The organism is Allobranchiibius sp. CTAmp26 (assembly GCF_017565405.1).
Classification (GTDB): Bacteria; Actinomycetota; Actinomycetes; order Actinomycetales; family Dermatophilaceae; genus Allobranchiibius.
This window is the reverse complement of the sequence record NZ_JAGEKR010000003.1, coordinates 107101-132414: the sequence shown is the minus strand read 5'-3', so window position 1 is coordinate 132414 and position 25314 is coordinate 107101. Positions and strand designations below refer to the sequence as shown.

The following is a 25314-nucleotide window of genomic DNA, read 5'->3' as shown; positions in this document are numbered from 1 at the left end:
GGCTCGATTCCACGGGACCGCATACTCGAAGTGATGATCCCCTTCGTACGAGTCCCCGCCACCGGCGCACAGCGCGCGCTCGGTCAGCTCCTGCGCTCGAAGGTGGCCGGGGACGACGCTCCCGCCAAGGCGAAGGGCATCTGGGAGGCCGAGGGGCCGCGTTGGTTCACCCCCGAGGACCCCATCTGGCGTGTCCACCAGCACGCCGCGATGTTCCCCGGCGGTGTGGCGGCGCTGTTGTTGCAGTCGCTGCACCCATCGGCGATGGCCGGCGTCGCCGGTCACAGCGGGTTCCGCGGTGACCCCTGGGGCCGGTTGCAGCGCACCAGCTACTACATCGCCGCCACGACCTTCGGCACGATCGAGCATGCCGAGGAGGTCATCGCCCAGGTCGCCTCGATCCACGAGCGGGTCCGCGGCCGCCGAGACGACGGAGCGCCGTACGCCGCGTCCGATCCGGACCTGCTGAGCTGGGTGCACGTCGCCGAGGTGCACAGCTTCCTCGCCGCGTACCAGATGTACTCCGGCGATCGGCTCACGCCACAGGAGTCCGATACCTATGTCTCCCAGGCCCGTACGGCGTCCACCCTGCTCGGCGCCCGTGATCTGCCGGCCGACGTCACCGAGCTTCGCGAGCGACTGCAGTCCTACCGCGCGGTGCTGCGATCGACGCCGGCCGCGGTCGACGCCTGTCACTTCCTGCTGCGCGAGCCGCCGCTTCCCCGCGCGGCCAAGCCCGTCTACGGCCTCGTCGCCCGCGGCGGCGTGGCGGCGCTGCCCAACTGGGCGCGGCGCGCCCTCGGACAGTCCGGCCTCGACCTCGCACGCCGGGCGGACACCATCGCGGGCACGCTGAGTGTCGCCACGATCAACTGGGCGATGGCGGGCTTGCGCGATGCGGAGGACGCCGCCGCTTGACCGTTCTGTGACCCGCTCGCGGATGTCCGCAGTTCCGCGCGCACCTGCGCACGGAACTGCGGACACTCGTCGATCAGTGCTTGTCGGCTTCCTTCTGCAACTTCTTCTCGCGCTTCTCGATCGCCTTCTGCATGGGCGGAGCGAGTTCGCCGGTGGAGCGCGTGTAGTAGTCGGCGACCTTGCGCTCGACGAAGGTCGTGGCGCCCGCGAGCATCGCGGCCGACACGACGGCGAACGCGGTGGCCTCCGCATGCGAACGCTCGGGCTCGTAACGATCGGTCGGTGCCTTCTTGCCGGTCGCGGCTCTCCACCCGGTCTGGGTGACCTTCGTCGCGACCCGGGTGGACGCCAATCGGGTCGCTACGGAGAGCACCTTCCACGCAATCGAACCCATGAGCCCACCTTTCGAAGACGAATCGCAAACCTTCGTCAAACCTACCCTGCGGGCGTGGGGGTCTGTCCGGCGCGCGTATCGTGAGCGACGGATACGACAGGGGAGCGCAGCAGCGCTGAGAGTGCGGATCGGCCGCAGACCCTCGAACCTGATCCGGTTAGTACCGGTGTAGGAAGTTGAGGCCCCTCATTACGAGGAGGTCGAATCCGATGAAGTTCACGACCATGTCCGTCTGCGCGCTGATCACGCTGCCCGCCCTGGCCGGCTGCGCCGTGAGTGGCAGCGACGCCGCTGGTACGTCGCATGGCAGCTCGACAGCCAACCGCCAGGTCGTGCTGGTCACGCACGACTCGTGGGCCGTGCCCAAGACCGTGCTCGCGCAATTCACCAAGACGACGGGCTACCAGGTCAAGGTGCAGGCCTCCGGCGACGCCGGGCAGCTCGCGAACTCCCTGGTGCTCACCAAGGGCGACCCGACCGGCGACGTCACCTTCGGCATCGACAACACCTTCGCCTCACGAGTGGCGAATTCGGGCGCACTGCAGGCGTATTCGCCTTCGCTGCCGGCGGGCGCAGCCAAGTACGCCTTGAGCGGCGCACCGGCCACGATGCTCACGCCGATCGACTACAGCGACGTCTGCGTGAACGTCGACGACGCCTGGTTCGCCAAGCACCACCGCACCGCGCCGCGCAGCATGGGCGATTTGACCAGCCCGGCGTACAAGGGGCTGTTCGTGAGCCCGGGCGCGGCCACGTCCTCACCGGGCCTGGCGTTCTTGCTCGCCACCGTCGCGAAGTACGGACAGGACGGCTGGCAGGGGTACTGGAAGAAGCTGATGGCCAACGGCGCCAAGCTCACCAGCGGCTGGAGCGACGCGTGGGGTGTCGACTACACGGCCGGTGGCGGCAAGGGAGATCGCCCGATCGTCCTGTCCTACAACACATCTCCTGCGGACACGGTCACCGCGGGCAAGTCGACGACGACGGCGCTGATGGACAGCTGCTTCCAGGAGCAGGAGTACGCCGGCGTGCTCAAGGGTGCCAAGAACACGGCCGGGGCCGAGGCTTTCATCCGCTTCATGCTGGGTCGCACCTTCCAGAGTTCGATGCCGGCCAGCATGTACGTCTTCCCCGTCGATCGCGGCGTACCCGTGCCGGCCGACTGGACGTCCTTCGTGAAGACCCCGAGCAAGCCGCTCAACCTGCCGGCGACGCAGATCAGCGCTCAGCGCGACCGGTGGATCAGCCAGTGGCAGGACGTCACGTCCTAGCCGACGACACATGAGAGTCAACGGACTGGGCCGATGGTGGCCTGCGGCGGTCGCCCTGGTCCCGCTCGCCTTCCTCGGAGTGTTCTTCGTGCTCCCGGTGGCCGGCATGCTCGCGCGCGGGCTGCATCCGGACGGCCACTGGGCGCTGGCGGACGCCGCCCGAGTGTTCGGGCGCCCGCGGGAGCGTCGGGTCGTCCTCTTCACGCTTGGCATCGCCACGCTCGGCACCGCGGTGACCACCGTGCTCGGCCTGCCGGTCGCGTACGCGCTCTACCGGTTGCGCATCCCCGGGGCCGGGGTGCTGCGGGCCCTGGTCGCCACGCCGTTCGTGCTGCCGACCGTCGTGGTCGGTGTCGCTTTCCGCACCCTGCTGGTGAGCTCCGGGCCCCTCGGTTTTCTCGGCCTCGACGGCACCTGGGTGGCGATCGCACTGGCGTTGGTCTTCTTCAACCTGTCGGTCGTCGTGCGCACCGTCGGCAGCGCCTGGGCTGCACTCGATCCGCGCCCGCAGGAGGCGGCCGCCGCCCTGGGAGCCGGGCCGGTGCGGGTGTTCAGGACCGTCACGCTCCCTGCCCTCGCGCCGACGATTCTGTCGGCCGTGACGATCGTCTTCCTCTTCTGCGCGACGGCCTTCGGTGTCGTCCTCACAATGGGCGGACTGCGCTACAGCACCATCGAGACCGAGATCTACCAGCAGACGACCGACGTGCTCGACCTGCGCACGGCCGCTGTGCTCTCGATCGCCCAGTTCGTGGTGGTCGTCCTGCTGCTGGTCGTCGTCGAACGCGCCCGCAGCGGGGTACGACCGCAACCGGCCGGCGCGGGCGTCGGGCGACGACGCCGTCCCGCTCGGCAGGATCTGCCCGTCCTCGCCGTCACCGCCGCCGTGGTGATCTTCCTGGTGCTGCCGCTCGCGAGCCTGGTCGCGCGCTCCCTGCACGCCGACGGTGGATGGAGCCTGCAGAACTACCGCCGACTGGGCACGGCAGGTGACGGCGGCGCCCTGCTGGTCCCGGTCGGCGACGCCATCGCCAGCTCGTGGCGTATCGCCGTCGACGCGACGTTGTTGTCGGTGATCCTGGGGCTAGCCGTCGCGGTGACCGTCGCCCACCGACCGAACGGTCGGTCAGGTCGTCCCCGGCGACTCGCCGTCCTCGACGCCGTCTTCATGTTGCCGCTCGGGATCTCCGCGGTGACAGTCGGATTCGGCTTCATCGTCACGCTCAACCGGCCGCCGCTCGATCTGCGCGACTCGCAGATCCTGATCCCCATCGCCCAGGCGTTGGTGGCGCTTCCCCTCGTCGTGCGCACGGTCGCGCCCGCGCTCGTCGGCATCGACGACCGGCAACGGCAGGCGGCCGCGAGCCTGGGTGCCGGTCGATGGCAGGTCGTGCGCACCGTCGACCTCCCCGTCGTATGGCGCCCCCTGCTCGCCGCGACCGGGTTCGCATTCGCGGTGTCGCTGGGGGAGTTCGGGGCCACCAGCTTCCTGGCGCGGCCGGATCACCCGACACTCCCGGTGGTCATCTATCAGCTCATCGGGCACCCGGGCGGCGACAACTTCGGGATGGCGCTCGCGGCGTCGGTCCTGCTCGCTCTCATGACCGCTGCCGTGATGGCCGGGGTGGAGAGTCTGCGCGTCGGATCGGTGGGCCGGTTCTGATGGGTGAATTGCGGATGGAGGGTGTCAGCGTCGGTTTCGGCGGCAAGGCCGCAGTCGACGGGGTCGATTTGACGGTGGCCGCCGGCCACACGCTGGCGGTGCTCGGGCCGTCCGGGTGCGGCAAGTCGACCCTCCTGCGGATCGTCGCGGGCCTGCAGCGGCCCGACCGTGGGCGGGTGGTCTTCGACGGCGTGGATCTGACGGAGACACCCACCCATCGCAGGGGATTCGCCCTGATGTTCCAGGACGGCCAGCTCTTCGCCCACCTCGACGTCGCACAGAACGTCGGCTACGCCCTACGCCGTCGTCGGCTGTCGCGACGGGTCGTGCGGGCCCGGGTCGCAGACCTGCTGGACCTGGTGGGGCTCGCCGGGCTGGAGGATCGGCGGCCCGGCTCGCTCTCGGGTGGGCAGCAGCAGCGGGTCGCGTTGGCGCGCGCCCTCGCCGCCGAACCGCGGCTGCTGCTGCTGGACGAGCCGCTGTCGGCCCTCGACGCCACCTTGCGCGAGCAGCTCGCGACGCAGCTGCGCGATGTGCTGCGCGCGACAGGGACGACGGCCATCATGGTCACCCACGATCAAGAGGAGGCGTTCGCGGTCGCGGACGACGTGGCCCTCCTACGCGACGGCCGCGTGGTCCAGCACGGTCCCGCTCTGGATGTCTGGCGTGCGCCGATCGATGCAGACGCGGCACGCTTCCTCGGCTACCGGACCGTGCTGCCCCCCGAAGCGGGACTGTCCCTGGGCCACCCCGGTCGCTCGACAGCACTGCGCCGCAACGCGCTTCGTGTCGATTCGACCGGGCCGATCGTGGCCACGGTGATCTCGAGCGCAGCGGGCCCCGACGGCGTACGACTCGAGGTGCAGGTGGAGGGTCTCGGCGCCCTGCCGGCCGTCACCGACGACGAGACAGCGCCCCCGGCGGGTGCCCGGGTGCGGTTGCGCGTGCAGCCGTCGTCGGTCGCGGCGCTGCCCGACATCGGGAGGTCGGTCATCTCCCGGACAGATTGAGTCCATACTCTGTTCGCCTATGGCAGCGGCCGAGGACAGCCTCACAGCGCAGCCGATCGACTGGGTGTGGTGGCGACGAGTCGCTGTCGTCGGATACCTCGTGGTGCTGATCGGCTATCTCGCGTTGTTCGGGGTGCCCCTGGACAGGCTCGGCATCATGCTGTGGATCTTCGGGGGGCTCTCATGCGCCGTCGTCGGCAAAGGATGGCGCGCGTGGGGCAGGTTGATGCTGGACTGGCTGCCGTTCCAGGCACTGCTCCTCGCCTACGACTTCAGCCGGGGTTTCGCCGGCCAGTACGACACGGACGGTGCGGCTCCGCGTGACGGCGCCCGCAACATCATCGGCGTCCCCCTGCACACCGTCTTCCCGATCGACGCCGACCGCTTCCTCTTCGATGGCACGCTGCCGACCCAGTGGCTCCAGGCCCACCTGCACCATCCGGGGGGTGCCCGCTGGTACACCGTGCTCTTCAGCCTCAGCTACACCAGCCATTTCCTCATCACTCCGCTCATCGCGGTCGCTCTGTGGATCTGGTGGCGCGACCGGTTCCGTGCGTGGGTCTACTGCGTGCTCGCGATGACGCTCATAGGATTGGTGACCTACTTCCTCTTCCCGATGTCGCCCCCGTGGCTGGCCTCCGGGCAGGGATACGTCTCCGGTGCACCCATCGGCCGTTACAGCTCAGAGGGATGGGACTACCTGCACCTGAGTTTCGCTGCTCGGACCATCACCGTGGGGCAGGCCAAGGCCAACCTGGTCGCCGCCATGCCCTCTCTGCACGAGGCCTTCACCGTGCTCATCGCCGGGTTCTTCTGGTTCGGCGCTCGGTGGTGGGTCAAGTGCCTGCTGGCCTGTTACCCGCTGCTGATGGCGGTCTCGCTCGTCTACGGCGGCGAGCACTACGTGATCGATGAGCTGGCGGGCGCGTTCTTCGCGGTCTGCGTGCTGGCCGGATGGCGGTTGCTGCGCCGTGCACGGCTCCGGCGGGCGGAGTCAGCTCGCGAAGTGCCGCACCGTGAGGATCTGTTCAGCGCGACCCACCGGTCCGCCTACGTCGTTCAGCGTCGTGGAGGTCAGCCCCACACCGTCGGCTCCGAAGGTCACCGCGGTGTCCAGTCCGACCCAGGCGGGATCGGGAGCGCGCACGAGGTGGATGCCCAGGTCGACGTTCGGGAACATCATCTGAGTCGGCCGCATCCGGGTGGCGCTGCCGTTGGCGGCGTCGACCAGCATCACGAATGACGAGATCGGGTCGGCCGGTTCGTCCTCCAGGAGGGCGGCGGCGCTGCGCACCCACACCCCGCGGCGGCCCTCCCGGCCACCGGGCGCCGTACGCCACTCCAGGGACGCGATGAACGCGCCCTGCCACTCGGTGCCTCCCTCGGGATAGTCCAGGCAGTCCTGCGGAGGCGGCATCGTGGGCAGCTCGTTGCCCTGTACGTCGGTGGTGTCGCTGAGCTGCAGGCGCCACGCCCGCGCCCGCACGATCGTCCTGCTGCCGATCGTCAGGTCGGCCTCCAACAGTTCGATGGTGCGTCCCGGGCGCAGCGTGCGCACCGCGATGTGCAGGTCTTCCAGGGGTATCAGGCCGAGGATCTCGAAACTGAGCCGTGCGATGCGCATGCCTGCGCGGTGCTCGTGCCGCACCAGCGCCTCGGTGATCAGCCCGCTGACCGGCGCCATGTGCTGCTCATCCGGCCGCCATGCTCCCTGCACAGAGATGCTCGGCCGGTAGTGCCCCGCCCCGAGGGATGTGTAGAAGGCAGGCACCGAGGAGGCGGACGTCATACGGGGCACGGTACGAGACGACTCCCGGCGGTTCCCGGCGGGCGGCGAAGAAGGCCGATCTGCTTCACCATTGGAGCAGATCGATGCCTTTCCTGGGAATTCCCTATGGATCCGGTCAAGAGGTTGTCTAAGTAGTGTGCAGAGATGTAGCACGCTCTTGTTCTCGGAGGAGCCGCCGGAGAGGCTGCGGCTCGCCGGACATTTCCCGGCACGGCCTCGCAACAAGGAGATCCCGAATGCGCAAGTCCCCCGTTATCGCCGCGCTCGCCCTGGCTTCGGCCTCGGCGCTCACCGGCGCCCTCACCCCGTCTGCTTCTGCCGCCGGATCTGGTGTGCAGCAAGCACATTCGTGTGCGCAGAAGGTCTCGAAGGGCTACGCCACCTGCTTCGCGGTGAAGTTGGAGAACACCAAGGGTGCCGCGGTCAGCGCCGCCGGCAAGTCGATCACCCCGAGGGCGATCTCCGGCAAGACCCCGACCGACATCCGCAGCGCGTACAAGCTCACCGGTCTGAACTCGGGCGGACGGACCGTAGCCATCGTGGACGCGTACGGGTACCCGAACGCCGAGCGCGACCTGGGCGTCTACCGCAGCCAGTTCGGTCTGTCGGCCTGCACTGTGGCCAACGGCTGCCTCACCATCGAGAACCAGTCGGGCAGCACGACCTCCCTCCCGACCACGAACGTGGGCTGGGACCAGGAGCAGGCCCTCGACCTCGACGCCGTATCGGCCGCGTGCCCCGACTGCAAGATCCTCCTCGTGCAGGCCAAGACGGCCTCCAACGTCAACCTCGGCACGGCAGTCAACACCGCTGCGAAGAAGGCCGGTGTGGTCGCGATCTCCAACAGCTACGGCGGCGGCGACAGCGCGGACTCTACCTACGGCACCTACTACAACCACCCCGGCATCGCGGTCACGGCCTCCACGGGTGACAACGGCTACCAGGGCGCGAGCTACCCGGCGTCCTCCCACTACGTCACCGCGGTCGGTGGCACGTCGCTGAACACCGCGTCCAACACGCGTGGCTGGACCGAAACCGCCTGGAGCGGCTCGGGATCGGGCTGCACGACGCTCAACACCGCGCCCGCCGGCCAGAGCTCGGCCGTCACGCACTGCTCCGGCCGTTCCATGGCGGACGTCTCGGCGGATGCCGACCCGAACACGGGCCTCGCGGTCTACGCGCCCACCACGGCGAGCTCGTCGTCCTGGGCGCAGTACGGCGGCACCTCGCTCTCGTCGCCGATCGTCGCCTCGGTCTACGCCTTGTCCGGCAACACCGCGGGCTACGCGAACACGCTCCCCTACGCCAACACGTCCGGTCTGTTCGACGTGACCAGCGGTAGCAACGGGTCGTGCTCGTACTTCTGCACCGCGGGCAGCGGTTACGACGGCCCGACCGGCCTCGGCACCCCGAACGGCACATCCGCTTTCTGATCCACTCACTTCGCCCCGCGGTCGTACGTCGATCGCGGGGCGTCGTGCTGTTTCGGAACGGGTGATGGTGGCGACTGCTTCGAGCACGGGAGTGCGCAAGGGGTCGCCTACCCGCTAGTTTCGAACGGCAAGCCCGAAGACCCCTACCTAGGAGGATCACTCAATATGAACTCGAAGATCTGGTGGATCATCATTGCGGTGGTCGTGGTGGTCATTCTGGTTGCCCTGGTCGGCGCGATCATGAGCAGGTCGCGCAAGCGAGCGCACCGGCGCGAAGCACATCACCTGCGGGACCGTGCAGAGCGTGGGCAGGCGACGGTCGAGAGGGCCGATGATCGGGCGCAGACCGCGACCGAGTCCGCGCAGGAGGCCCGCGCCACGGCGGACGCACAAGAGCAGCACGCCCAAGAGCTGGAGACCGAGGCGCAGCACGAGCAGGAGGCCGCGGCCGCGATACGACGTGAACACGACGAGACGCTGCGCAAGGCCGACAAGGTCGACCCCGACGTAGAGACCGACCGGGCCGGCAACCGCGTGGGCGGCAGCAAGACCCGCGACGAGAATGCCACGCGCGATGCCGGCACCTCGGCCGCCGTGGCCGGGCAGACGCCCGCCGACGACGCGGCGGTGCACCAGACGGACGCCGACGGTCGCGGGGCGACGGCGACCGGCGGCCCAGCTCATGCCGACGCTGCGGACGCCGAGGGTGCGCGCCTTCCCGCCCACGACGACGACCGAGTCGCGGGAGACCGCACCGGCCTCCGGGACGAGGGGACGGGCGAGCCGGCCATTTACGGCGACCAGGGCGAGCAGGGCACCGCGCAGCCGTCGCACGTCCAGGATCAGGGCACGGGTGAGCCCTCGCACTTCGTTCGGGATGACGGGACCGGTGAGCGGACCCACTACGGCGACCAGGGCGAGCAGGGCGTTTCGCAGCCGTCGCACCTCCAGGATCAGGGGACGGGTGAGCGCACTGCTTTCGGCGAAGAGGGCACTGCCCAGCCGTCGCGCGTCCAGGACCAGGGGACGGGTGAGCCCTCGCACTTCGTCCGGGATGACGGGACGGGCGAGCGGACCCACTACGGCGACCAGGGCGAGCAGGGCACTGCCCAGCCGTCGCACACCCAGGATCAGGGCCCGGGCGAGCGCACCGCCTTCGGCGAAGAAGGCACTGCCCAGCCGTCCCATGTCGTCCGGGATGACGGGACCGGTGCACGGACCCCTTACGGGGATTCCGGGACCGGTGAGCCCACGCACCTGACGGAGGCGAGCGGGGGAGAACAGGCTCCGGTCGCGGACGAGGAGACACAGGCGTCGGGTGAGCGCACCCACTTCAGACAGCAGACACCGGGGGAGCCCGGCCACCTCGCAGACGAGGACACGGGTGAGCCGCCCGTCCGACCGTAGGACCACACCGGTCTGAACGAAGGCACACACGCCCCGGGATCTCGCGCCAGCAGCGTCGAGGTCCCGGGGCGTTGTGGTCTCCGTGGCCAGGCGACCATCGGGCGTAACGAGGTCTGCGCGGCGGGCGTGGATCGCCATACGCTGAACGGATGAGCCACCTCGCGAACGCATCGACGCCCCCTCGTTCTCAAGCGATCACGAGGCAGGTGCTGGGCGGGTTGATGACGTTCGCGGGGGCGTCGCATCTGACGTTCGCACGGAAGGAGTTCAGGGCACAGGTGCCCAGCTGGGTTACCGTCGACACCGATCTCGTGGTGCTGGCGTCGGGAGTGGTCGAGATGGGGCTCGGCTTATCGACGCTGCTCCTACCGCGGCAGCGGCGCACCACGGGGCTGACGCTGGCCGCGTTCTACGTGGCGATCTTCCCCGGCAACATCGGCCAGTACGTCGAGCGCACCGACGGGTTCGGGCTCGACACCGACATGAAGCGGCTTCTTCGGCTCTTCGGACAGCCCGCCCTCATCGCGGCAGCTCTGTGGGCGGCCGGCCTGCCGGAACGCGGGCGCTGACACCAGGTTTTGGACATGCACGACGGGGCACATCTGCCTCGCCGTGCATGTCCAAAACGATCTGGCGGAACTGCGCGCTGCGTGAGCATTCGGTTGTCCGCACTTTCGTGACCCCGTCGGCACGAAAATGCGGACAACCGCGGTGGGCCGGATGATCAGCCGACGGTGCTGACCTCGAGGTCGCCATCGGCGTACCGCTGGCGCAGCACCTTCTTGTCGAACTTGCCGACGCTGGTCTTGGGCACCTCGTCGATGAAGGTCCAGTGCTCGGGCAGCTGCCACTTCGCGACCTTGTCGGAGAGGAAGTCGCGTAGGTCGTCAGCGGACGGTGACGCGCCCGAGCGGAGTACGACGGCCGCCAACGGTCGCTCGTCCCACTTGTCGTCGGGTACGCCGACCACGGAGGCCTCGACGACGTCCGGGTGACCCATGATGTGGTTCTCCAGGTCGACCGAGCTGATCCACTCGCCACCGGACTTGATGACGTCCTTGGACCGGTCGGTCAGCACCAGGAACCCGTCGTGGGTGAGCAGCCCGACGTCGCCGGTGCGCAGCCACCCGTCGTCGAACTTGGCCGCCGCGTCGTCGAGTTGCTGTGCGGACTCGGTGCCGTTGGAGTGGTAGGCGCCGGTCACCCAGGGTCCGCGCACCTCGATCTCGCCGACGCTCTCGCCGTCCCACGGCTTCTCGTCACCGTCGGGGCCGATGATGCGCGCTTCGATGCCGCACAGCAGCCGCCCGGCCGCGGCGCGGTAGTGCCAGTACTCGTCCGAGCCCTCCTCGGCGGAACCCGGCGGGACCGCCAGGCTGCCGACTGGGGAGGTCTCGGTCATGCCCCAGCCCTGGATGATCTCGATGCCGTGCCGGTCCTGGAAGGCCCGCATCATCGATAGGGGCACCGCCGATCCGCCGACCATCAGCATCCGGCAGCTGGAGACGTCCGCGTCCTCGTGCGCGTCGAGGTACTGCAGCAGGGCGTTCCACACGGTGGGGACGCCGGCGCCGGTGGTCACCTTCAACTGCTCGATCATCTCGGCGAGCGGCTCGGGCTGCAGGTACTTGTCGGGCATCACCAGGGACGCCCCGGACACCATCGCGCAGTACGGGTACCCCCACGCGTTGGCGTGGAAGAGCGGCACGACCACCAGGAAGTTCTCCGCCTGGCGCATCGCGAGGCCGGACACCACGCCGGTGGCGTGCAGGTAGTTGCTGCGGTGGGAGTAGGCGACGCCCTTGGGGTTGCCCGTGGTGCCGGAGGTGTAGCACATCGAGGACGCGCTGTTCTCGTCCAGATCCTCCGGCCAGGCGAAGGTGTCCTGCTGCTCGTCGAGCAGTTCGCGCCAGCCGCGCACGCTCTCGACGTGTTCGGTCTGCGCGATCGTCGTGCGGACCTCGTCGCTGACCGCGTCGCCGTTGATGATCACGTGCCGCACGGCGGGCAGCTTCGGCAGCACGTTGGAGAACGCCTCGGCCAGGCTGTCGTCGACGACCACGACCTCGCTGCCTCCGTGCACCGCCGTGTAGATCAGTTGCTCGGGGAAGAGGCGGATGTTGATCGCGTGCAGGACTGCGCCCATCGAGGGCACCGCGAGGTAGGTGACCAGGTGCTCGGTGTTGTTCCACATGAACGTGCCGACCCGCTGGTCGCCGGTGATCCCCATGCCGCGCAACGCATTCGCGAGCCGCGCGGCGTCCTGGCCGACCTCGGCGTACGTCGTGGTGCGCGCCCCGTCTGCGGTCCAGGTCGAGACGGTGCTGTCCCGGTGGACCGTGGTTCCGTAGCGCAGGAGTTGGGAGATGAGCAGAGGCGTGGTCTGCATGGTGCTCTTCATGTGATCAGCGTCTCACCCTCACCTGACTCCCGCGCAGGGCTCGCCAAGGATGAGCGAGGAAGGACCCCCACATTGCTCCAGTTATACCCCCTAGGGGTATTGTACGAGGCAATCCAGGAGGTTCCATGTCCACGACCACCACGCCGGTGACTCTGACGACCCGCCCGGGCGCGACGGCGCTCGCCGAGACCGAACTGGTCATCACCGGGATGACCTGTGCCTCGTGCGCCATGCACATCGAGAAGAGTCTCAACGCGCTCGACGGGGTGGATGCGCAGGTCAACTACGCCACGGAGAAGGCGCGGGTGCAGCACGACCCGGCCGTCTCGGGTGCGGAGCTGGTGCGGGCGGTCCAGGACGCGGGGTACGAAGCGCAGCTCCCGGTGGCCGTCGACGCGCCGACCGCGCCGGACGCCCCGGACCACGTCGCCTCCCTGCGGCAGCGGTTGATCGTCACCTGGATCCTCACCGTGCCGGTGATCGTTCTGGCGATGGTCCCCGCCGCGCAGTTCCGCAACTGGCAGTGGCTCTCCCTGGTGCTGACCGCGCCCGTCGTCGTCTGGGGTGGCCGGCCCTTCCACGTCGCGGCATGGGCGAATGCCCGGCACCGCGTCGCGACCATGGACACCCTGGTCTCGCTCGGCACCCTCGCGGCGTTCGGATGGTCGCTCTACGCACTCTTCGTCGGCGATGCCGGCATGCCGGGCATGCACCACGGCTTCCAGCTCACCGTGCCCGCGTCCAGCGCGACGGACTCCATCTACCTGGAGGCCGCGGCCGGCGTGACCGCCTTCCTGCTCACCGGCCGCTACGTCGAAGCACGCTCCAAGCGGGCCGCCGGCGCGGCTCTGCGGGCGCTGCTCGACCTCGGCTCGCGTGACGTGGCGGTGCTGCGAGGCGATCGTGAGCACCGTGTGCCGATCGGTGACCTCGCCGTCGGTGACACCTTCGTCGTCCGCCCCGGCGACAAGATCGCCACGGACGGCGTTGTCACCGAGGGGCGTTCGGCGGTCGACACCTCCACGATGACCGGGGAGTCGCTCCCCATGGAGGTCGGCGAGGGCGATTCGGTCGCCGGCGGGACGCTCGCCGTCGAAGGTCGGCTGGTCGTCCGCGCGACCCGGGTCGGCGCCGACACGGCGCTGGCCCAGATGGCCCAGCTGGTCGAGGACGCCCAGTCCGGAAAGGCAGCGGTCCAGCGGCTCGCCGACAAGGTCGCGGGCATCTTCGTCCCGGTCGTCCTTCTCATCGCCCTGGCCACGCTGATCGGCTGGCTCGCGGTCGACGGCAACGTCACCGCGGCGTTCACGGCCGCCGTCGCCGTACTCGTCGTCGCGTGCCCGTGCGCGCTCGGGCTCGCGACCCCGATGGCGCTGCTCGTCGGCACCGGGCGTGGTGCCCGGTCCGGTCTGCTGATCAAGGGCCCCGAGGTGCTGGAGAGCTCTCGCACGCTGGACACGGTGCTGCTGGACAAGACCGGCACCCTCACCACCGGCGTCATGACGGTGCGCGAGGTGGTGGTGATGGACGGTGTCGACCGCGACGAGCTGTTGCGCCGGGCCGGGTCGGTCGAGCAGTCCTTCACGCACCCCATCGCCCGCGCCATCAGCACGGCCGCCCCGGGCCGGGCCGATGCCCACTGCATCAAGGACGTCGGCGGACTCGGCGTGACCGGAATGGTCGACGACACGACGGTCTTGGTCGGCCGTCCCGCGTTGCTCGAACAGCACTCGGTGGCTGTGCCCGATCGGCTGACCGAGCAGCTTCGACGCCTCGAGAACGACGGCGCCACAGCGGTGCTCGTGGCCTGGGGCGGGTCTGCACGTGGTGTCATCGCGGTCGCCGACACGGTGCGCCCCACGTCCGCGGACGCCGTACGCCGGCTGCGCTCGCTCGGTCTGCACCCGGTGCTGCTGACCGGCGACAACGCCGGGGCGGCCGCCCGGGTCGCCGCGGAGGTGGGGATCGAGCAGGTCATCGCCGGCGTCCTGCCGCAGGACAAGGTGACGGCAGTGCGCGAGCTGCAGGAGCAGGGGCACGCGGTCGCGATGGTGGGCGACGGCGTGAACGACGCGCCGGCGCTCGCGCAGGCCGATCTCGGCATCGCGATGGGCGGTGGCACCGACGCCGCGATCGAGGCCGGCGACATCACGGTGGCATCCAGCGACCCTCTCGCGGTCGCCGACGCGATCCGGTTGTCCCGTAGGACTCTTCGGGTGATCAAGCAGAATCTGGTGTGGGCGTTCGCTTACAACGTCGCGGCGATCCCGCTGGCCGTCAGCGGGCGGCTCGGACCCATGGTCGCCGGGCTCGCGATGGCGCTGTCCTCGGTCTTCGTGGTGCTCAACTCGTTGCGACTACGGCGCTTTCGCACTCTGCGCTGAAGCCCCGCTCCTGTCGGGGGGTGGAGAAACGAACGAGGGGTGGGGCTATAGCCCCACCCCTCGTCGCTTTCCTCACCCCCCGATGAGGAGGACTGGTGTCAGCCGGTGACACCGACACGGCGCGGGCACCAGCGGCTCAGTGCCGCGGGTCTACCTGTCATGACGTGCGGGACGCTCGAACGGTTGGGCGACGTCCTGCGTCGAGGGTCGAGTGCCGCGTCAGAAGAGGTTGACGGCGCGGGCGGCGACCAGGGTGAGCGAGAGCACCGACACCGTCCCGCCGAGCATGAAGAGCATCTTGCTGCGCGGGCTCACCGGCATCGTGTCGGTCGGACTGAATGCCGTGGCAAGGGTGAACGCCGTGAAGAGATAGTCGGTGACGCACGGCAGGAACGATGCGTCGTGCACGTTCGCCATCTGGGGGAAGAGCAGGTCGGGGTGCTCGGACGGGCGCGGATGCTCGGGGTTGCGCGCGAACGGCCCACCGCGGTCGATCTCCCAGAAGATCGTCGTGTTCGCCACGATGTTCGTGACCTCGATGACGACGGCGGCGACGATCATCTCGCGGGCGGACACCTTGCCGCCGGTGGCGATCCCGATGACCAGGTGCGCGAGGTCGAGCCCGTTCACGAGCAGCACGCCGAGCGCCGAGGCCAGTGAGACCCGCCGGAAGACCGGGTCCTCCCGTCGCAACCGCACCGGGTCCGACAGCACGAGCGGGACGAGCAGCAGCGCCTGCGCCACCGGCATCAGCCAGGCCGGCCCGATCGCGGCCTGTCGGGGCAGGAAGAGTTGCAGTACGAGCACGAGGGCGACGGCGGCGGAGATCGGCCACCGTCGCATCGACCGCTCGGGGGTACGACGGGGATCGATCACGAGAGGTCAATCTAGGCCCATAGGGGCACGGTGAACCTGAGTCCGGCGCGCCACATAGATTGGCTATCACCTACCCGAGGCAGGAGTCTGCGTGGCGAACATGCGCGCCCTGATGGCCGATACCAGGCCGCTGCGCACGCCTGAGTTCCGTCGGCTCTGGACCGCGGGCATCGTCACCCTGATCGGCGCGCAGCTGACGGTCGTGGCGGTCCCGGCGCAGATCTACGTGCTGACCCGCAGTTCGGCGTACGTCGGGCTGACCGGGATCTTCGGGCTCGTCCCGCTGGTGGTGTTCGGGCTGTACGGCGGCTCGTTGGCCGATGTGATGGACCGGCGGACCTTGCTGCGCATCACCACGGTCGGCCTGATCCTGAGCAGCGGCCTCTTCTGGGTACAGGCGCTGCTTGGCCTGCGCAACGTGTGGCTGCTGCTCGTCCTCTTCTCGGTGCAGCAGGCGTTCTTCGCGGTCAACCAGCCGACGCGGTCGGCCGTGCTGCCGCGCATCCTGCCCAAGGAGGAGCTCCCGGCCGCCAACTCCCTGAACATGACGGTGATGCAGTTCGGTGCCATCGCCGGACCGCTCGTCGGGGGCGCACTGCTGCCGGTCTTCGGGTTCTCCTGGCTCTACCTGCTCGACACCCTGTCCCTGGTCGCCACTCTGTGGGCCGTCATCGCGCTGCCGCCGCTCCCTCCGGACGGCAACGCACCCAAGGCAGGACTGCGCTCCGTCCTCGACGGATTCGCCTACCTGCGGGACCACAGGATCCTGCTCATGTCGTTCCTTGTCGACATCATCGCGATGCTCTTCGGGATGCCGCGCGCCCTCTTCCCGCAGATCGCCCACGAGTCGTTCGGGGGCCCGGCCGAGGGCGGCCTGGTGTTCGCGCTGCTGTTCGCCGCCATCCCCGCGGGTGCCGTCCTCGGCGGTGTCTTCTCCGGGTGGGTCTCCCGCACCGAGCGTCAGGGGTACGCCGTCATCGTCGCCATCGTGGTCTGGGGCCTCGGGATCGTGGTCTTCGGTCTGGCCGTCGGTTTCGCGCACGGCAGTCACGCCACGACCCTGCTGATCGTCGCGATCCTGGCGCTGGCCGTCTCCGGAGCCGCCGACATGGCGTCCGCGGCGTTCCGCTCGACCATGCTGCAGACCGCCGCCAGCGACGACGTACGCGGCCGGCTGCAGGGGGTCTTCACCGTGGTGGTCGCGGGCGGTCCGCGGCTGGCCGATGTCGCGCACGGAGGCGCGGCCGCCGTTGTCGGTACGTCGGCCGCAGCCGCCGGAGGTGGGGTGCTCGTGGTGATCCTGGTGGTCGTCGCGGCGCTGCTGGTACCGGCGTTCGTGCGCTATCGGGTCGTGCAGGGCGCGGCGACGCCGCAGCCCGTGAGCGGCTGACCGGTCACAGCGCCCGTCGCCGCGCCAGGAACGACTGCAGCACCACGACCACGGCCAGGAACGCGCCGTTGACCAGGTCCGAGGCGGACGAGCCGTACTGGGACAGATGCACGCCGATGAGGTTCTGGATGACCGCGAGCAGCAGGACGCCGGCCGCGGTGCCGTAGATGGAGCCTGAGCCGCCGGTCAGGATCGTGCCGCCGATGACTACCGCGGCGATCGCGGTGAGCTCGTACCCCACCCCGATGTTGGTCACGCCAGATTGCAGCCGCGACGCGTTGAGCATCCCTGCGACCGCGGCGAGCGTCCCGGAGAGCATGTAGACGAAGACCTTCGTGCGGCGTACCCGCACGCCCATCAGCAGGGCGGCGTTCTCGCTGCCGCCGATGGCGAAGAGCGCCTGCCCGAAACGGGTGCGCACCAGCACCACCGCGGCGATCGCGAAGAGGGCCACGGCGGTGAGGATCGGCCGCCACGTGCCGTCGCCCAGGAAGGCGAAGACGGAGTGACCCGGCACGAGGTAGGTCGTCGACCCCTCGTTGCTGATCGCCTGCAGCAGGCCGCGGGCGAAGAGCAACCCGGCGAGGGTCACGATGAACGGCGCGAGCCGCGCGTACGCGATGAGGGACCCCTGGACGACACCGACGACCAGACCCACCGCGATCGGCAGCAGGACCGCCACCCCGCTGCCGCCGTGGTTCATCCCCCAGGCGGCGAGCACACCGCCGAGCGCGAACATCGACCCGACGGACAGGTCGATCCCGCCGGAGATGATGACGAAGGTCTCGGCGAGCGCCAGCAGGGAGATGTACGCGTTGCCCACCAGGATCGTGGAGAAGTTGCCGCTCGAGGCGAAGCCCGAGGAGAAGATGCTCGCCAGCAGCACCACGAGCACCAGCACCACCGGGCCGCCCTGGCGCTGCAGCAGCGCGAACACCCGCTCGCGGGGTGTCTCCGTCACCCCGCCGGCCACATCCTCGGCGGGTGCGGTCGTCTGACTGCTCATCGGTTCGCACTCTCCCGGGCGATGAACACGGCGATGCAGATGATGACGGCCTCGATCATCTGCTCGTAGGAGTTCTTGACGTTGTTCTGGATCAGGGTCGCGGAGACCAACTGCATGAAGATCGTGCCGGCGACGGTGCCGATCACGCGGATCTGGCCGCCGCTCAACGGAGTTCCGCCCACCACGACGGCGGTGATCGCGAGCAGCTCGTAGTTGAGCCCGTAGTTGGCCGGGTCGGCGTACGCGCCGTGACCCGCGATCAGGACGCCGGCGACGGCGGCGAGCATCCCGGAGATCACGTAGACCGAGAGCAGGATGCGGCGCACCGGCAGCCCGGCCAGGAAGCTCGCCGACGCGTTGTCGCCGACGGCCACCAGGTTGCGGCCCAGCGTCGTGCGCCGGACCACGAAGGCGATGACCGCCACGAGCCCGGCGCCGATGTAGGCCATCTGCGGCAGCCCGAACCACCCGGTGAGGCCGAGGTTGAGCAGGGTGGAGTCGTTGATCGGCTTGGCCGTGGCGCCGTTCATGATCACCGCCAGCCCGCGTAACCCGATCATCAGGGACAGCGTCGCGACGATCGGTTGCACGCGGGCGAAGGCGACCAGACTCCCGGAGATCGCGCCGCAGACCCCGCCGGCCAGGATCGCGAGGGCGATCGCGACCCACACCCCGTAGCCGAGGTAGAGCGGCAGCACCGCCGAGGTGAGCGCGATGACGCCGCCCACCGACAGGTCGATGCCCTCCGTGCCGATCACCAACGCCATGCCGAGCGCGACAATCAGCACCGGCACGGCCTGGTAGAGCTGCACGCGCAGGTTGTCTAGGCTGAGGAACGTGGAGCTCATCACGGCGTTGACGACGATGAGGACGACGATGCCGGCGTAGACGGCGTACTTGGCCACGGGTCCGGCCCACCGCCTGCGCCCCACGGGCTGCTCGGCCTTCGTCGAGGTCAGGGTGGCGGTCATGAGGAGTCCTTCGCCGGTTGCGCGTCATCGGATCTGGAGGGGTCAGCGGCGAGAGCACGCATGAGGTTGTCGTCGGTGACGGCGTCCCCGGTGAGGTTGTCCACGACCTTCCCCTCCCGTAGGACCACGATCCGGTCCGAACCCTCGATCAACTCCTCAAGGTCGGAGGAGATCAGCAGCACCGCGAGCCCGTCCCGCGCGAGCTCCTCGATGAGCCCCTGCACCTCGGCCTTGGCGCCGACGTCGATCCCGCGGGTCGGCTCGTCCAGGAGCAGGGCCTTGGGGTGCAGGCACAGCCAGCGGGCGAGCAGCACCTTCTGCTGATTGCCGCCGGACAGATCCGAGACCCGCTGGGCGGGGCTGGAGACCTTGATCTGCAGCCGATCGATGAAGAACGAGACGATCTCGTCCTGCTTGGAGCGCTGCACCAGACCCATCCGGGACAGCCGCGGGAGGGCCGCGAGCACGATGTTCTCCCGCACCGACAGGCCGGGCACGATGCCATCGAGTTTGCGGTCCTCGGGCAGCATCGCGATGCCCGCGCGGATCGCAGCGGCCGGCGAACGGCGCCGCAGCCGCTTGCCGTTGACGGCGACCTCGCCGGACTCCGCGTGCAGAGCGCCCACGATCGCCCGGGCGGTCTCGCTGCGGCCCGCGCCCAGCAGGCCACCCAGCCCGACGACCTCGCCGCGCCGTATGTCGAGCGACACGTCCTCCAGCGTGTGGCGCACGTTGAGCCCCTGCGTGCGCAGGACGACGTCGTCCTCGACGTCACGGCCCTCGGCGAACGCGGTGCTGCCGTGCTGACGCAGATCGCTCGCGTCGCGCCCCAGCATCATCGACACCAGCTGCAGCCGGTCGATGTCCGCCATCGCGCTCGACCCGACGACCTGACCGTCGCGCATCACGGTGACCCGGTCGCAGATCCGGTAGAGCTCCTCCATCCGGTGGCTCACGTAGAGGATCGCGATCCCGGAGGCGGCCAGCCGCTCGATCACGGTGAAGAGCGTCTCCACCTCGCGCTTCTCCAGCGACGACGTGGGCTCGTCCATGATGACGACCCGGGCATCGATCTCGACGGCTCGGGCGATCGAGACCATCTGCTGCGCGCCGAGCGCTAACGACCGCAGCGGCCGCGCGGGGTTGACGTCGATCCCGAACTCGCGCAACCGGGCCCGGGCGTCACGGTTCATCCGCGCGGTGTCGACCAGGCCGAACCGGCGCGGTTCGCGGCCGAGGTAGAGGTTGCGGGCCACGCTCATCAGCGGGATGAGGTTGACCTCTTGATAGATGGTCGAGATGCCGGCCGCCTGGGCCTGCAACGGGTCGGTGAAGCTGACGGGTGCGTCGAGCAGCCGCACCTCGCCCTCGTCCGCGGTGTAGACGCCGGTCGAGATCTTGATGAGCGTGGACTTGCCGGCGCCGTTCTCGCCGACGAGGGCGTGCACCTCGCCGGCCCGCAGTTCGAGGGAGACGTCGCGCAGCGCGCGGACGCCGGGGAAGGACTTGCTGACGCCGTCCAGACGGAGCACGACGCCGGATGAGTCGGACATCAGAACCTTTCGCGCAGCGATGGGGCGGGGCACCTCAGGATCCCGCGCCCCATCGCTCCGTGGTCGAGGATCAGTACACGTCGCCGTTGGAGAGCGCGGCCTTGGCGTTGTCCTTGGTGAAGTGGTGGTCGGCGATGATGACCTTCGTCGAGGTGCCGGTCGAGCCGTAGAACTTCTGCAGCGACGAGAACGCCAGCGGCCCGAAGCGCGGGTTGGTCTCCACGTCGGCGACCATCACGCCGTTCGCAACGTCCTGCACGCACTGCTGCGTGCCGTCGATCGCGACGACCTTGATGTCCTTGCCGGGCGTCTTGCCCGCGGCACGGATGGCCTGGATCGCACCGAGGGCCATCGTGTCGTTCTCGGCGTAGACGCCGGTCAGCTTCGGGTGGCTCTGCAGGATCTGCTCCATCACCTTCTGACCGGTGGCCTGGTCGAAGTTGGCGGTCTGCGACGCGACGACCTTGATGTTCGGGTACTTGGCCTTGATCTGGCTCGTGAATCCATTGGTGCGGTCGGTCGCGACGTTGTTGCCGGAGGTGCCCTGCAGCACCGCCACCTCGCCCTTGCCGCCCATCCCGCCGGCGAGATCGTCGGCCGAGATCTGCGCCTGCTTGTAGAAGTTGGAGCCGATGAAGCCGATGAAGTCGCTGCAGGCGGTGCCCTTGACCGTGCGGTCGATGGTGAGGACGGGGATGTGCTTGGCCTTGGCCGCCGTCAGCGCCGGGGTCAGGCCGTCGGAGTTCTCCGGAGCCACGATCAGCACCTTGGCACCCTGGGAGATCATGTCCTGGATGTCGGTGTTCTGTTGCGACACATTGGCGTTGGCGTTGCGCTGGATCAGCTTGATGCCGAGGCGCTTGGCCTCGTCGGTGATCGACTTGGTCTCGGTCGCCCGGAACGGGTTGCTGGTGGACTCGGATTGGGAGAAGCCCACCGTGACCTTGGTGAGATCGAGTTTGGGGGCGCCGTACTTGGTCGAGGTGCAGGCGGGCCCGGAACCTCCTGCCGCGGTCTGCACCTGCTGCTGACCGCCACCGCTGCTCGACGACGAGGAACCGCTGCTGCTGCTCCCGGCCGACGACGAATTCCCCGAACTGCTGCTCTTGGTGCAGCCGGCGGTGCCGAGGACCATCGCCGCCGCCACTGCCGCCACCCCTGCGGACCTCAGATTCCGTGGGCCGAGTCCAACCAGTCGAACCATCGTGCACACCTCTTCCAATGTGATCGCCGTCACGTCGCGGCGTGGCCTTCATCTAACTCGCCCGAACGAGAGCGGTCAATAACGATCACCTAACGATGCGAAACTCCGGATTTGCGATGCACCGGACCTCGCCCAGGTCGCTGTACGAGTGTCGTACGGCGACGATGGCTGCGCTTTCCATTGCGATCGAATACGATCAAGAACCGTCTTGAGGGACGGGTTCCGGTACCGTGCGGCTCATCCGGCGTCCGAGAGGTGGTGATGGGCAGTGATTGCAGCGGAGCGGCGTGCGGCCATCCTGGAGATCGTGCGGTCCCGGGGCGTGGTCTCGCTGCGCGCCCTGGTCGAGACGACGGGCTCCTCCGAGGTCACCATCCGGCGTGATCTGCGATCGCTGGAGCAGGAGAACCTGCTGAACCGCAGCCACGGCGGCGCGGTGCTGCCCGGGGGGCTCACCCACGAACTGTCCTATCTGCAGAAGTTCTCCGTCGCCGCCGACGAGAAGGTGGCCATCGCCGTCGCGGCGGCAGGCCTGGTCCAGGAGGGCGACGCGATCCTGCTCGGTGCCGGGAGTACGACGCAGGCGCTCGCGCAGCAGCTGACCGGCTTCCGTGACCTGACGGTGGTCACCAATTCCCTTCTGGTCGCAGAGAAACTGGCCGGAAGTTCGGTCGAGGTGATCGTGACGGGAGGCACCCTTCGAGGGTCGACGTTCGCTCTGGTCGGCGCCGAGACCGAGCGCAGCCTCGCCGACCTGCGCCTGCACCGCGCGTTCCTCTCGGGCAACGGTCTGAGCGTCGATCATGGCCTCTCGACCCCGAACGTGCAGGTGGCGAGCTCGGACCGGGCCATCGTGCGCGCGGCGTCCGAGGCCGTCGTCCTCGCCGACCACACCAAGCTGGGGGTCGACACGATGTGTCGAACCCTGGACACCGATCGGATCACCCATCTCGTCACGGACTGGCGAGCGGATCGTGCGGACGTGGCCGCCTTCCGGGAGCGCGGGGTAGTGGTCCACGTCGCGACGAAGGTGCCCGCCGACGCGGACGCCGGGGCTGGTGGCACCGGGTGAGCGGAACTGATCGGTCGTGAACGCCCGCCCGAGCTGACGGAACGGCCTCCGGCCGTCGGTGATCGGGGGCACTATGGATACCCCGATCTCAAGACTCTGGAGGGCGCGATGGCGAACCAATCTGGCGACCGGTCCACGGTGCAGGGCAGCGGTCGAGATGCCGTGGAGGGGGTGACCACGTCCGGCCCGGTCCCCGATGACCAGGAGATCGACGTGACGTTGGTACTGCGTCGACGTGCGGAACTGCCGGCGGCCGGCCATGCCTCCGACCCGATCGACACCGCCGAGCTCGGTGAGCGGTACGGCGCGGATCCGGCCGACCTCGAGGCCGTGCGTTCGGTCGTGACCGCCGCCGGTGCGCAGGTGGTCTCGGAGAATCCCGCGGGTCGCCTCGTGGTCGTGCGGGGCACGTACGCCGTGCTCAAGAAGCTGTTCGACGTCGAACTGAGTGTGGCGCACGGGGAGCACGGATCGTTCCGGATGCGAACGGGCGAGGTGACCGTCCCCCCAGGGTTCGCGGGCGCGGTGACCGCGGTGCTGGGGTTGGACGATCGTGACCAGGCGCGCGAGCGGTTCGTGCACGCCAGTGCTGCCGCGACGTCGTACACTCCGGTCCAGCTCGGCGAGATCTACCACTTCCCCGCGGGCACCGACGGCACCGATCAGGTGGTCGCCATCATCGAACTGGGCGGCGGGTACCAGCAGGCCGACCTCGACGCGTACTTCACCAAGCTCGGAGTGGGGTCGCCCGCCGTCTCCGCCGTGGGTGTCGACGGAGCAGCGAACGCGCCGACCGGCGACGCCAACGGGCCGGACGGCGAGGTCCTGCTCGACATCGAGGTGGTGGGTGCCCTGGCGCCCAAGTCGCAGATCAAGGTCTACTTCGCGCCCAACACCGATGCCGGGTTCCTCGACGCGGTGACCGAAGCGGTGCACGCGACGCCTGCGCCGGCAGCCGTCAGCATCAGCTGGGGTCAGAGCGAGGACCAGTGGACCGCGCAGGCGAGGACCGCGATGGACGCCGCCTTCGCGGACGCCGGCGCTCTCGGTGTCGTGGTCACCACCGCGGCGGGTGACAGCGGATCCTCCGACAGCGGGGTCGGGGTGCACTGCGACTTCCCGAGCTCCAGCCCGCACGCCCTCTCCTGCGGCGGCACCTCCCTGCAGGCCACCGACACCACCGTCAGTTCCGAGACGGTGTGGAACAACGGCACCGGCGGCGGCGCCACGGGTGGCGGTGTCTCGGACGCGTTCCCGGTGCCGGCCTACCAGGCGAACGTCGGAGTCCCGTCCCGCAAGGGCGGGGGCACCGGACGCGGCGTACCGGATGTCGCCGGCGTGGCCGATCCCGCCACCGGATACCAGGTGCGGATCGACGGCACCGACACGGTCATCGGCGGCACCAGCGCGGTCGCTCCACTGTGGGCGGCGCTCACCGCGCGCCTGGTGCAGGCGACCGGACACCGGTTCACCGACGTCCACACCACGCTCTACACCGGTGCGGTCGCCGGTGTCGTGCCGGTGGGCTTCCGTGACATCACGAGCGGCAAGAACGGTGCGTACAAGGCCAAGCAGGGTTGGGACGCCTGCACCGGTCTCGGGGTGCCGGTCGGCGACGCGCTGCTCGCCCGGCTCGAGAACGGCTGAGCCGGGCGCGCCGGAGGTATCAGGCGACCTGGAACGAACGCTTCGAGAGCCCGAACTCGTAGCCCTCGATGGTGGTCTGCACGGGTGCGTCGGCTTCGGTCGCCGCGCCGAGGGTGACGAAGAGCGGGGTGTAGTGCTCCACCGTGGGGTGCGCGAATCGCAGACCCGGAGCGCGGTCGCGGTACGCCGACAGCAGATCGACGTCGCCACGGGCCAACGCGTCGGCGGCCCACTCGTCGAAGTCGCGGGACCAACTCGGCACCTGGTTGTCGAAGAAGGCCTCGCGGGTGAGGTAGGGCAGCCCGTGGGTCATGAACCCGGACCCGATCACGAGCACGCCCTCTTCGCGCAACGGGCGCAGTCGCCTGCCCAGGTCCATGAGCCGCTGCGGGTCGTGGGTCGGCATCGACATCTGCAGCACCGGCACGTCGCCGTCGGGGTACATCACCTTGAGGGGCACCCAGGCTCCGTGGTCCAGCCCGCGGCGGGTGTCCTGATGGACCGGCTCAGAGTCCGGCATGAGCGCGGCCACTCGCGTAGCGAGCGCACTCGCGTCCGGCGTCGCATACGTCATCTCGAAGAACCGCTGCGCGAAACCGCCGAAGTCGTAGACCAACGGGGTGTTCGCGGCGCTGGCTGAGATGGTGAGCGGCGCGGACTCCCAGTGCGCGCTCACGATCAGGATGGCGCGAGGGGTCGGCAGGGCCTGCGCCCAGGTGAAGAGCTGGTCGATCCACCGCGCGTTGTCGAAGAGGGGCGGTGCGCCGTGGCTGAGGTAGAGCCCGGGCAGGGCGCCGTCCGCCGGCGTCCAAGGCCGACGGGACGTGCTCTGGGCGGCAGTGGTGGCCAGGAATCGGTCGAATGCCGCGCCGGGGAGGGTGGGCGTGTCCATGGGTCCTCTATCTCAAGAAAGTTCAAGCTTGAA

Annotated in this window: 20 protein-coding genes, 1 pseudogene and 1 riboswitch; of the genes and pseudogenes, 12 read left to right on the top strand and 9 right to left on the bottom strand. The window is 69.3% G+C overall.

Features of this window, described 5'->3' with window-relative positions; genetic code table 11:
- Positions 1–33 precede the first annotated feature (33 nt).
- Complete coding sequence (locus J4030_RS02560) at positions 34–918, top strand: oxygenase MpaB family protein (RefSeq protein ID WP_208047632.1); 885 nt, start codon at positions 34–36, stop codon at positions 916–918.
- A 73-nt stretch (positions 919–991) separates the two neighbouring features.
- Here the strand turns inward: J4030_RS02560 and J4030_RS02555 are convergent, their stop codons facing one another.
- Positions 992–1312 carry a DUF4235 domain-containing protein gene (locus tag J4030_RS02555; protein WP_208047631.1) on the bottom strand — a complete coding sequence of 107 codons (321 nt, stop codon included), beginning with the start codon at positions 1310–1312 and terminating at the stop codon, positions 992–994.
- Between the two features lie 88 nt (positions 1313–1400).
- Positions 1401–1504: riboswitch (TPP riboswitch) on the top strand.
- 17 nt (positions 1505–1521) lie between these two features.
- On the opposite strand from J4030_RS02555, the gene J4030_RS02550 reads away from it, so the two are divergent.
- From J4030_RS02550 to J4030_RS17795, 4 genes and pseudogenes are all read left to right on the top strand, one after another.
- Positions 1522–2583 carry a thiamine ABC transporter substrate binding subunit gene (locus J4030_RS02550; protein WP_243762754.1) on the top strand — a complete coding sequence of 354 codons (1062 nt, stop codon included), beginning with the start codon at positions 1522–1524 and terminating at the stop codon, positions 2581–2583.
- 10 nt (positions 2584–2593) lie between these two features.
- On the top strand, positions 2594–4246 hold the full coding sequence (locus J4030_RS02545) for an iron ABC transporter permease (RefSeq protein ID WP_208047630.1): 1653 nt from the start codon (positions 2594–2596) through the stop codon (positions 4244–4246).
- 14 nt (positions 4247–4260) lie between these two features.
- On the top strand, positions 4261–5256 hold the full coding sequence (locus J4030_RS02540) for an ABC transporter ATP-binding protein (RefSeq protein ID WP_243762753.1): 996 nt from the start codon (positions 4261–4263) through the stop codon (positions 5254–5256).
- Positions 5257–5275: 19 nt separating this feature from the next.
- Positions 5276–6217: pseudogene (locus J4030_RS17795) on the top strand (phosphatase PAP2 family protein); the annotation flags it as partial.
- Between the two features lie 33 nt (positions 6218–6250).
- Here J4030_RS17795 and J4030_RS02535 read toward each other — a convergent pair.
- Positions 6251–7045, bottom strand: a complete 795-nt coding sequence (locus J4030_RS02535) for a thioesterase family protein (protein WP_208047628.1) — start codon at positions 7043–7045, stop codon at positions 6251–6253.
- A 236-nt stretch (positions 7046–7281) separates the two neighbouring features.
- On the opposite strand from J4030_RS02535, the gene J4030_RS02530 reads away from it, so the two are divergent.
- The 3 genes from J4030_RS02530 (at position 7282) to J4030_RS02520 (ending at position 10454) form a co-directional block, all read left to right on the top strand.
- Entirely contained in the window at positions 7282–8478 is a 1197-nt protein-coding gene (locus J4030_RS02530; protein WP_208047627.1) for a S53 family peptidase, read from the top strand.
- Positions 8479–8643: 165 nt separating this feature from the next.
- Positions 8644–9885 carry a hypothetical protein gene (locus J4030_RS02525; protein ID WP_208047626.1) on the top strand — a complete coding sequence of 414 codons (1242 nt, stop codon included), beginning with the start codon at positions 8644–8646 and terminating at the stop codon, positions 9883–9885.
- Between the two features lie 149 nt (positions 9886–10034).
- On the top strand, positions 10035–10454 hold the full coding sequence (locus J4030_RS02520; RefSeq protein ID WP_208047625.1) for a hypothetical protein: 420 nt from the start codon (positions 10035–10037) through the stop codon (positions 10452–10454).
- A 155-nt stretch (positions 10455–10609) separates the two neighbouring features.
- On the opposite strand, the gene J4030_RS02515 is transcribed toward J4030_RS02520, so the two are convergent.
- Positions 10610–12286, bottom strand: coding sequence for a fatty acid--CoA ligase (locus tag J4030_RS02515; protein WP_208047624.1), 1677 nt, complete (start codon positions 12284–12286; stop codon positions 10610–10612).
- A 125-nt stretch (positions 12287–12411) separates the two neighbouring features.
- Between J4030_RS02515 and J4030_RS02510 the strand changes: the two genes are divergently transcribed.
- Positions 12412–14670, top strand: a complete 2259-nt coding sequence (locus tag J4030_RS02510) for a cation-translocating P-type ATPase (protein WP_208047623.1) — start codon at positions 12412–12414, stop codon at positions 14668–14670.
- 219 nt (positions 14671–14889) lie between these two features.
- Here J4030_RS02510 and J4030_RS02505 read toward each other — a convergent pair whose 3' ends face one another.
- Positions 14890–15546, bottom strand: a complete 657-nt coding sequence (locus J4030_RS02505; protein ID WP_208047622.1) for a hypothetical protein — start codon at positions 15544–15546, stop codon at positions 14890–14892.
- Between the two features lie 100 nt (positions 15547–15646).
- Between J4030_RS02505 and J4030_RS02500 the strand changes: the two genes are divergently transcribed.
- Positions 15647–16936: an MFS transporter gene (locus J4030_RS02500; protein WP_208047697.1), complete on the top strand. Its 1290-nt coding sequence runs from the start codon at positions 15647–15649 to the stop codon at positions 16934–16936.
- A gap of 4 nt (positions 16937–16940) precedes the next feature.
- Here the strand turns inward: J4030_RS02500 and J4030_RS02495 are convergent, their stop codons facing one another.
- The 4 genes from J4030_RS02495 to J4030_RS02480 all read right to left on the bottom strand — a co-directional run bounded on the left by J4030_RS02495 (position 16941) and on the right by J4030_RS02480 (position 21622).
- On the bottom strand, positions 16941–17942 hold the full coding sequence (locus tag J4030_RS02495; protein WP_208047621.1) for an ABC transporter permease: 1002 nt from the start codon (positions 17940–17942) through the stop codon (positions 16941–16943).
- The gene (locus tag J4030_RS02490) at positions 17939–18913 is read right to left on the bottom strand and encodes an ABC transporter permease (protein WP_208047620.1); all 975 of its coding nucleotides are present in this window, start codon (positions 18911–18913) and stop codon (positions 17939–17941) included. The genes J4030_RS02495 and J4030_RS02490 overlap by 4 nt, the downstream gene beginning before the upstream one ends.
- Entirely contained in the window at positions 18910–20466 is a 1557-nt protein-coding gene (locus tag J4030_RS02485) for a sugar ABC transporter ATP-binding protein (protein ID WP_208047619.1), read from the bottom strand. Before J4030_RS02485 ends, J4030_RS02490 begins: the two co-directional genes overlap by 4 nt.
- Before the next feature lie 70 nt (positions 20467–20536).
- Positions 20537–21622 carry an ABC transporter substrate-binding protein gene (locus tag J4030_RS02480; RefSeq protein WP_208047618.1) on the bottom strand — a complete coding sequence of 362 codons (1086 nt, stop codon included), beginning with the start codon at positions 21620–21622 and terminating at the stop codon, positions 20537–20539.
- Between the two features lie 316 nt (positions 21623–21938).
- Between J4030_RS02480 and J4030_RS02475 the strand changes: the two genes are divergently transcribed.
- Positions 21939–22742 carry a DeoR/GlpR family DNA-binding transcription regulator gene (locus tag J4030_RS02475; protein ID WP_208047617.1) on the top strand — a complete coding sequence of 268 codons (804 nt, stop codon included), beginning with the start codon at positions 21939–21941 and terminating at the stop codon, positions 22740–22742.
- A gap of 108 nt (positions 22743–22850) precedes the next feature.
- Positions 22851–24389: a protease pro-enzyme activation domain-containing protein gene (locus J4030_RS02470; protein ID WP_208047616.1), complete on the top strand. Its 1539-nt coding sequence runs from the start codon at positions 22851–22853 to the stop codon at positions 24387–24389.
- 19 nt (positions 24390–24408) lie between these two features.
- Here J4030_RS02470 and J4030_RS02465 read toward each other — a convergent pair whose 3' ends face one another.
- On the bottom strand, positions 24409–25281 hold the full coding sequence (locus J4030_RS02465) for a dioxygenase (RefSeq protein ID WP_208047615.1): 873 nt from the start codon (positions 25279–25281) through the stop codon (positions 24409–24411).
- Positions 25282–25314: the final 33 nt, after the last annotated feature.

What these genes read in the sequence shown, in the direction of transcription:
- J4030_RS02560 (WP_208047632.1), top strand. Translation starts at nt 34, where the DNA reads ATGATCCCCTTCGTACGAGTCCCCGCCACCGGCGCACAGCGCGCGCTC.
- J4030_RS02555 (WP_208047631.1), bottom strand. Translation starts at nt 1,312, where the DNA reads ATGGGTTCGATTGCGTGGAAGGTGCTCTCCGTAGCGACCCGATTGGCG.
- J4030_RS02550 (WP_243762754.1), top strand. Translation starts at nt 1,522, where the DNA reads ATGAAGTTCACGACCATGTCCGTCTGCGCGCTGATCACGCTGCCCGCC.
- J4030_RS02545 (WP_208047630.1), top strand. Translation starts at nt 2,594, where the DNA reads ATGAGAGTCAACGGACTGGGCCGATGGTGGCCTGCGGCGGTCGCCCTG.
- J4030_RS02540 (WP_243762753.1), top strand. Translation starts at nt 4,261, where the DNA reads ATGGAGGGTGTCAGCGTCGGTTTCGGCGGCAAGGCCGCAGTCGACGGG.
- J4030_RS02535 (WP_208047628.1), bottom strand. Translation starts at nt 7,045, where the DNA reads ATGACGTCCGCCTCCTCGGTGCCTGCCTTCTACACATCCCTCGGGGCG.
- J4030_RS02530 (WP_208047627.1), top strand. Translation starts at nt 7,282, where the DNA reads ATGCGCAAGTCCCCCGTTATCGCCGCGCTCGCCCTGGCTTCGGCCTCG.
- J4030_RS02525 (WP_208047626.1), top strand. Translation starts at nt 8,644, where the DNA reads ATGAACTCGAAGATCTGGTGGATCATCATTGCGGTGGTCGTGGTGGTC.
- J4030_RS02520 (WP_208047625.1), top strand. Translation starts at nt 10,035, where the DNA reads ATGAGCCACCTCGCGAACGCATCGACGCCCCCTCGTTCTCAAGCGATC.
- J4030_RS02515 (WP_208047624.1), bottom strand. Translation starts at nt 12,286, where the DNA reads ATGAAGAGCACCATGCAGACCACGCCTCTGCTCATCTCCCAACTCCTG.
- J4030_RS02510 (WP_208047623.1), top strand. Translation starts at nt 12,412, where the DNA reads ATGTCCACGACCACCACGCCGGTGACTCTGACGACCCGCCCGGGCGCG.
- J4030_RS02500 (WP_208047697.1), top strand. Translation starts at nt 15,647, where the DNA reads ATGCGCGCCCTGATGGCCGATACCAGGCCGCTGCGCACGCCTGAGTTC.
- J4030_RS02495 (WP_208047621.1), bottom strand. Translation starts at nt 17,942, where the DNA reads ATGAGCAGTCAGACGACCGCACCCGCCGAGGATGTGGCCGGCGGGGTG.
- J4030_RS02490 (WP_208047620.1), bottom strand. Translation starts at nt 18,913, where the DNA reads ATGACCGCCACCCTGACCTCGACGAAGGCCGAGCAGCCCGTGGGGCGC.
- J4030_RS02485 (WP_208047619.1), bottom strand. Translation starts at nt 20,466, where the DNA reads ATGTCCGACTCATCCGGCGTCGTGCTCCGTCTGGACGGCGTCAGCAAG.
- J4030_RS02470 (WP_208047616.1), top strand. Translation starts at nt 22,851, where the DNA reads ATGGCGAACCAATCTGGCGACCGGTCCACGGTGCAGGGCAGCGGTCGA.
- J4030_RS02465 (WP_208047615.1), bottom strand. Translation starts at nt 25,281, where the DNA reads ATGGACACGCCCACCCTCCCCGGCGCGGCATTCGACCGATTCCTGGCC.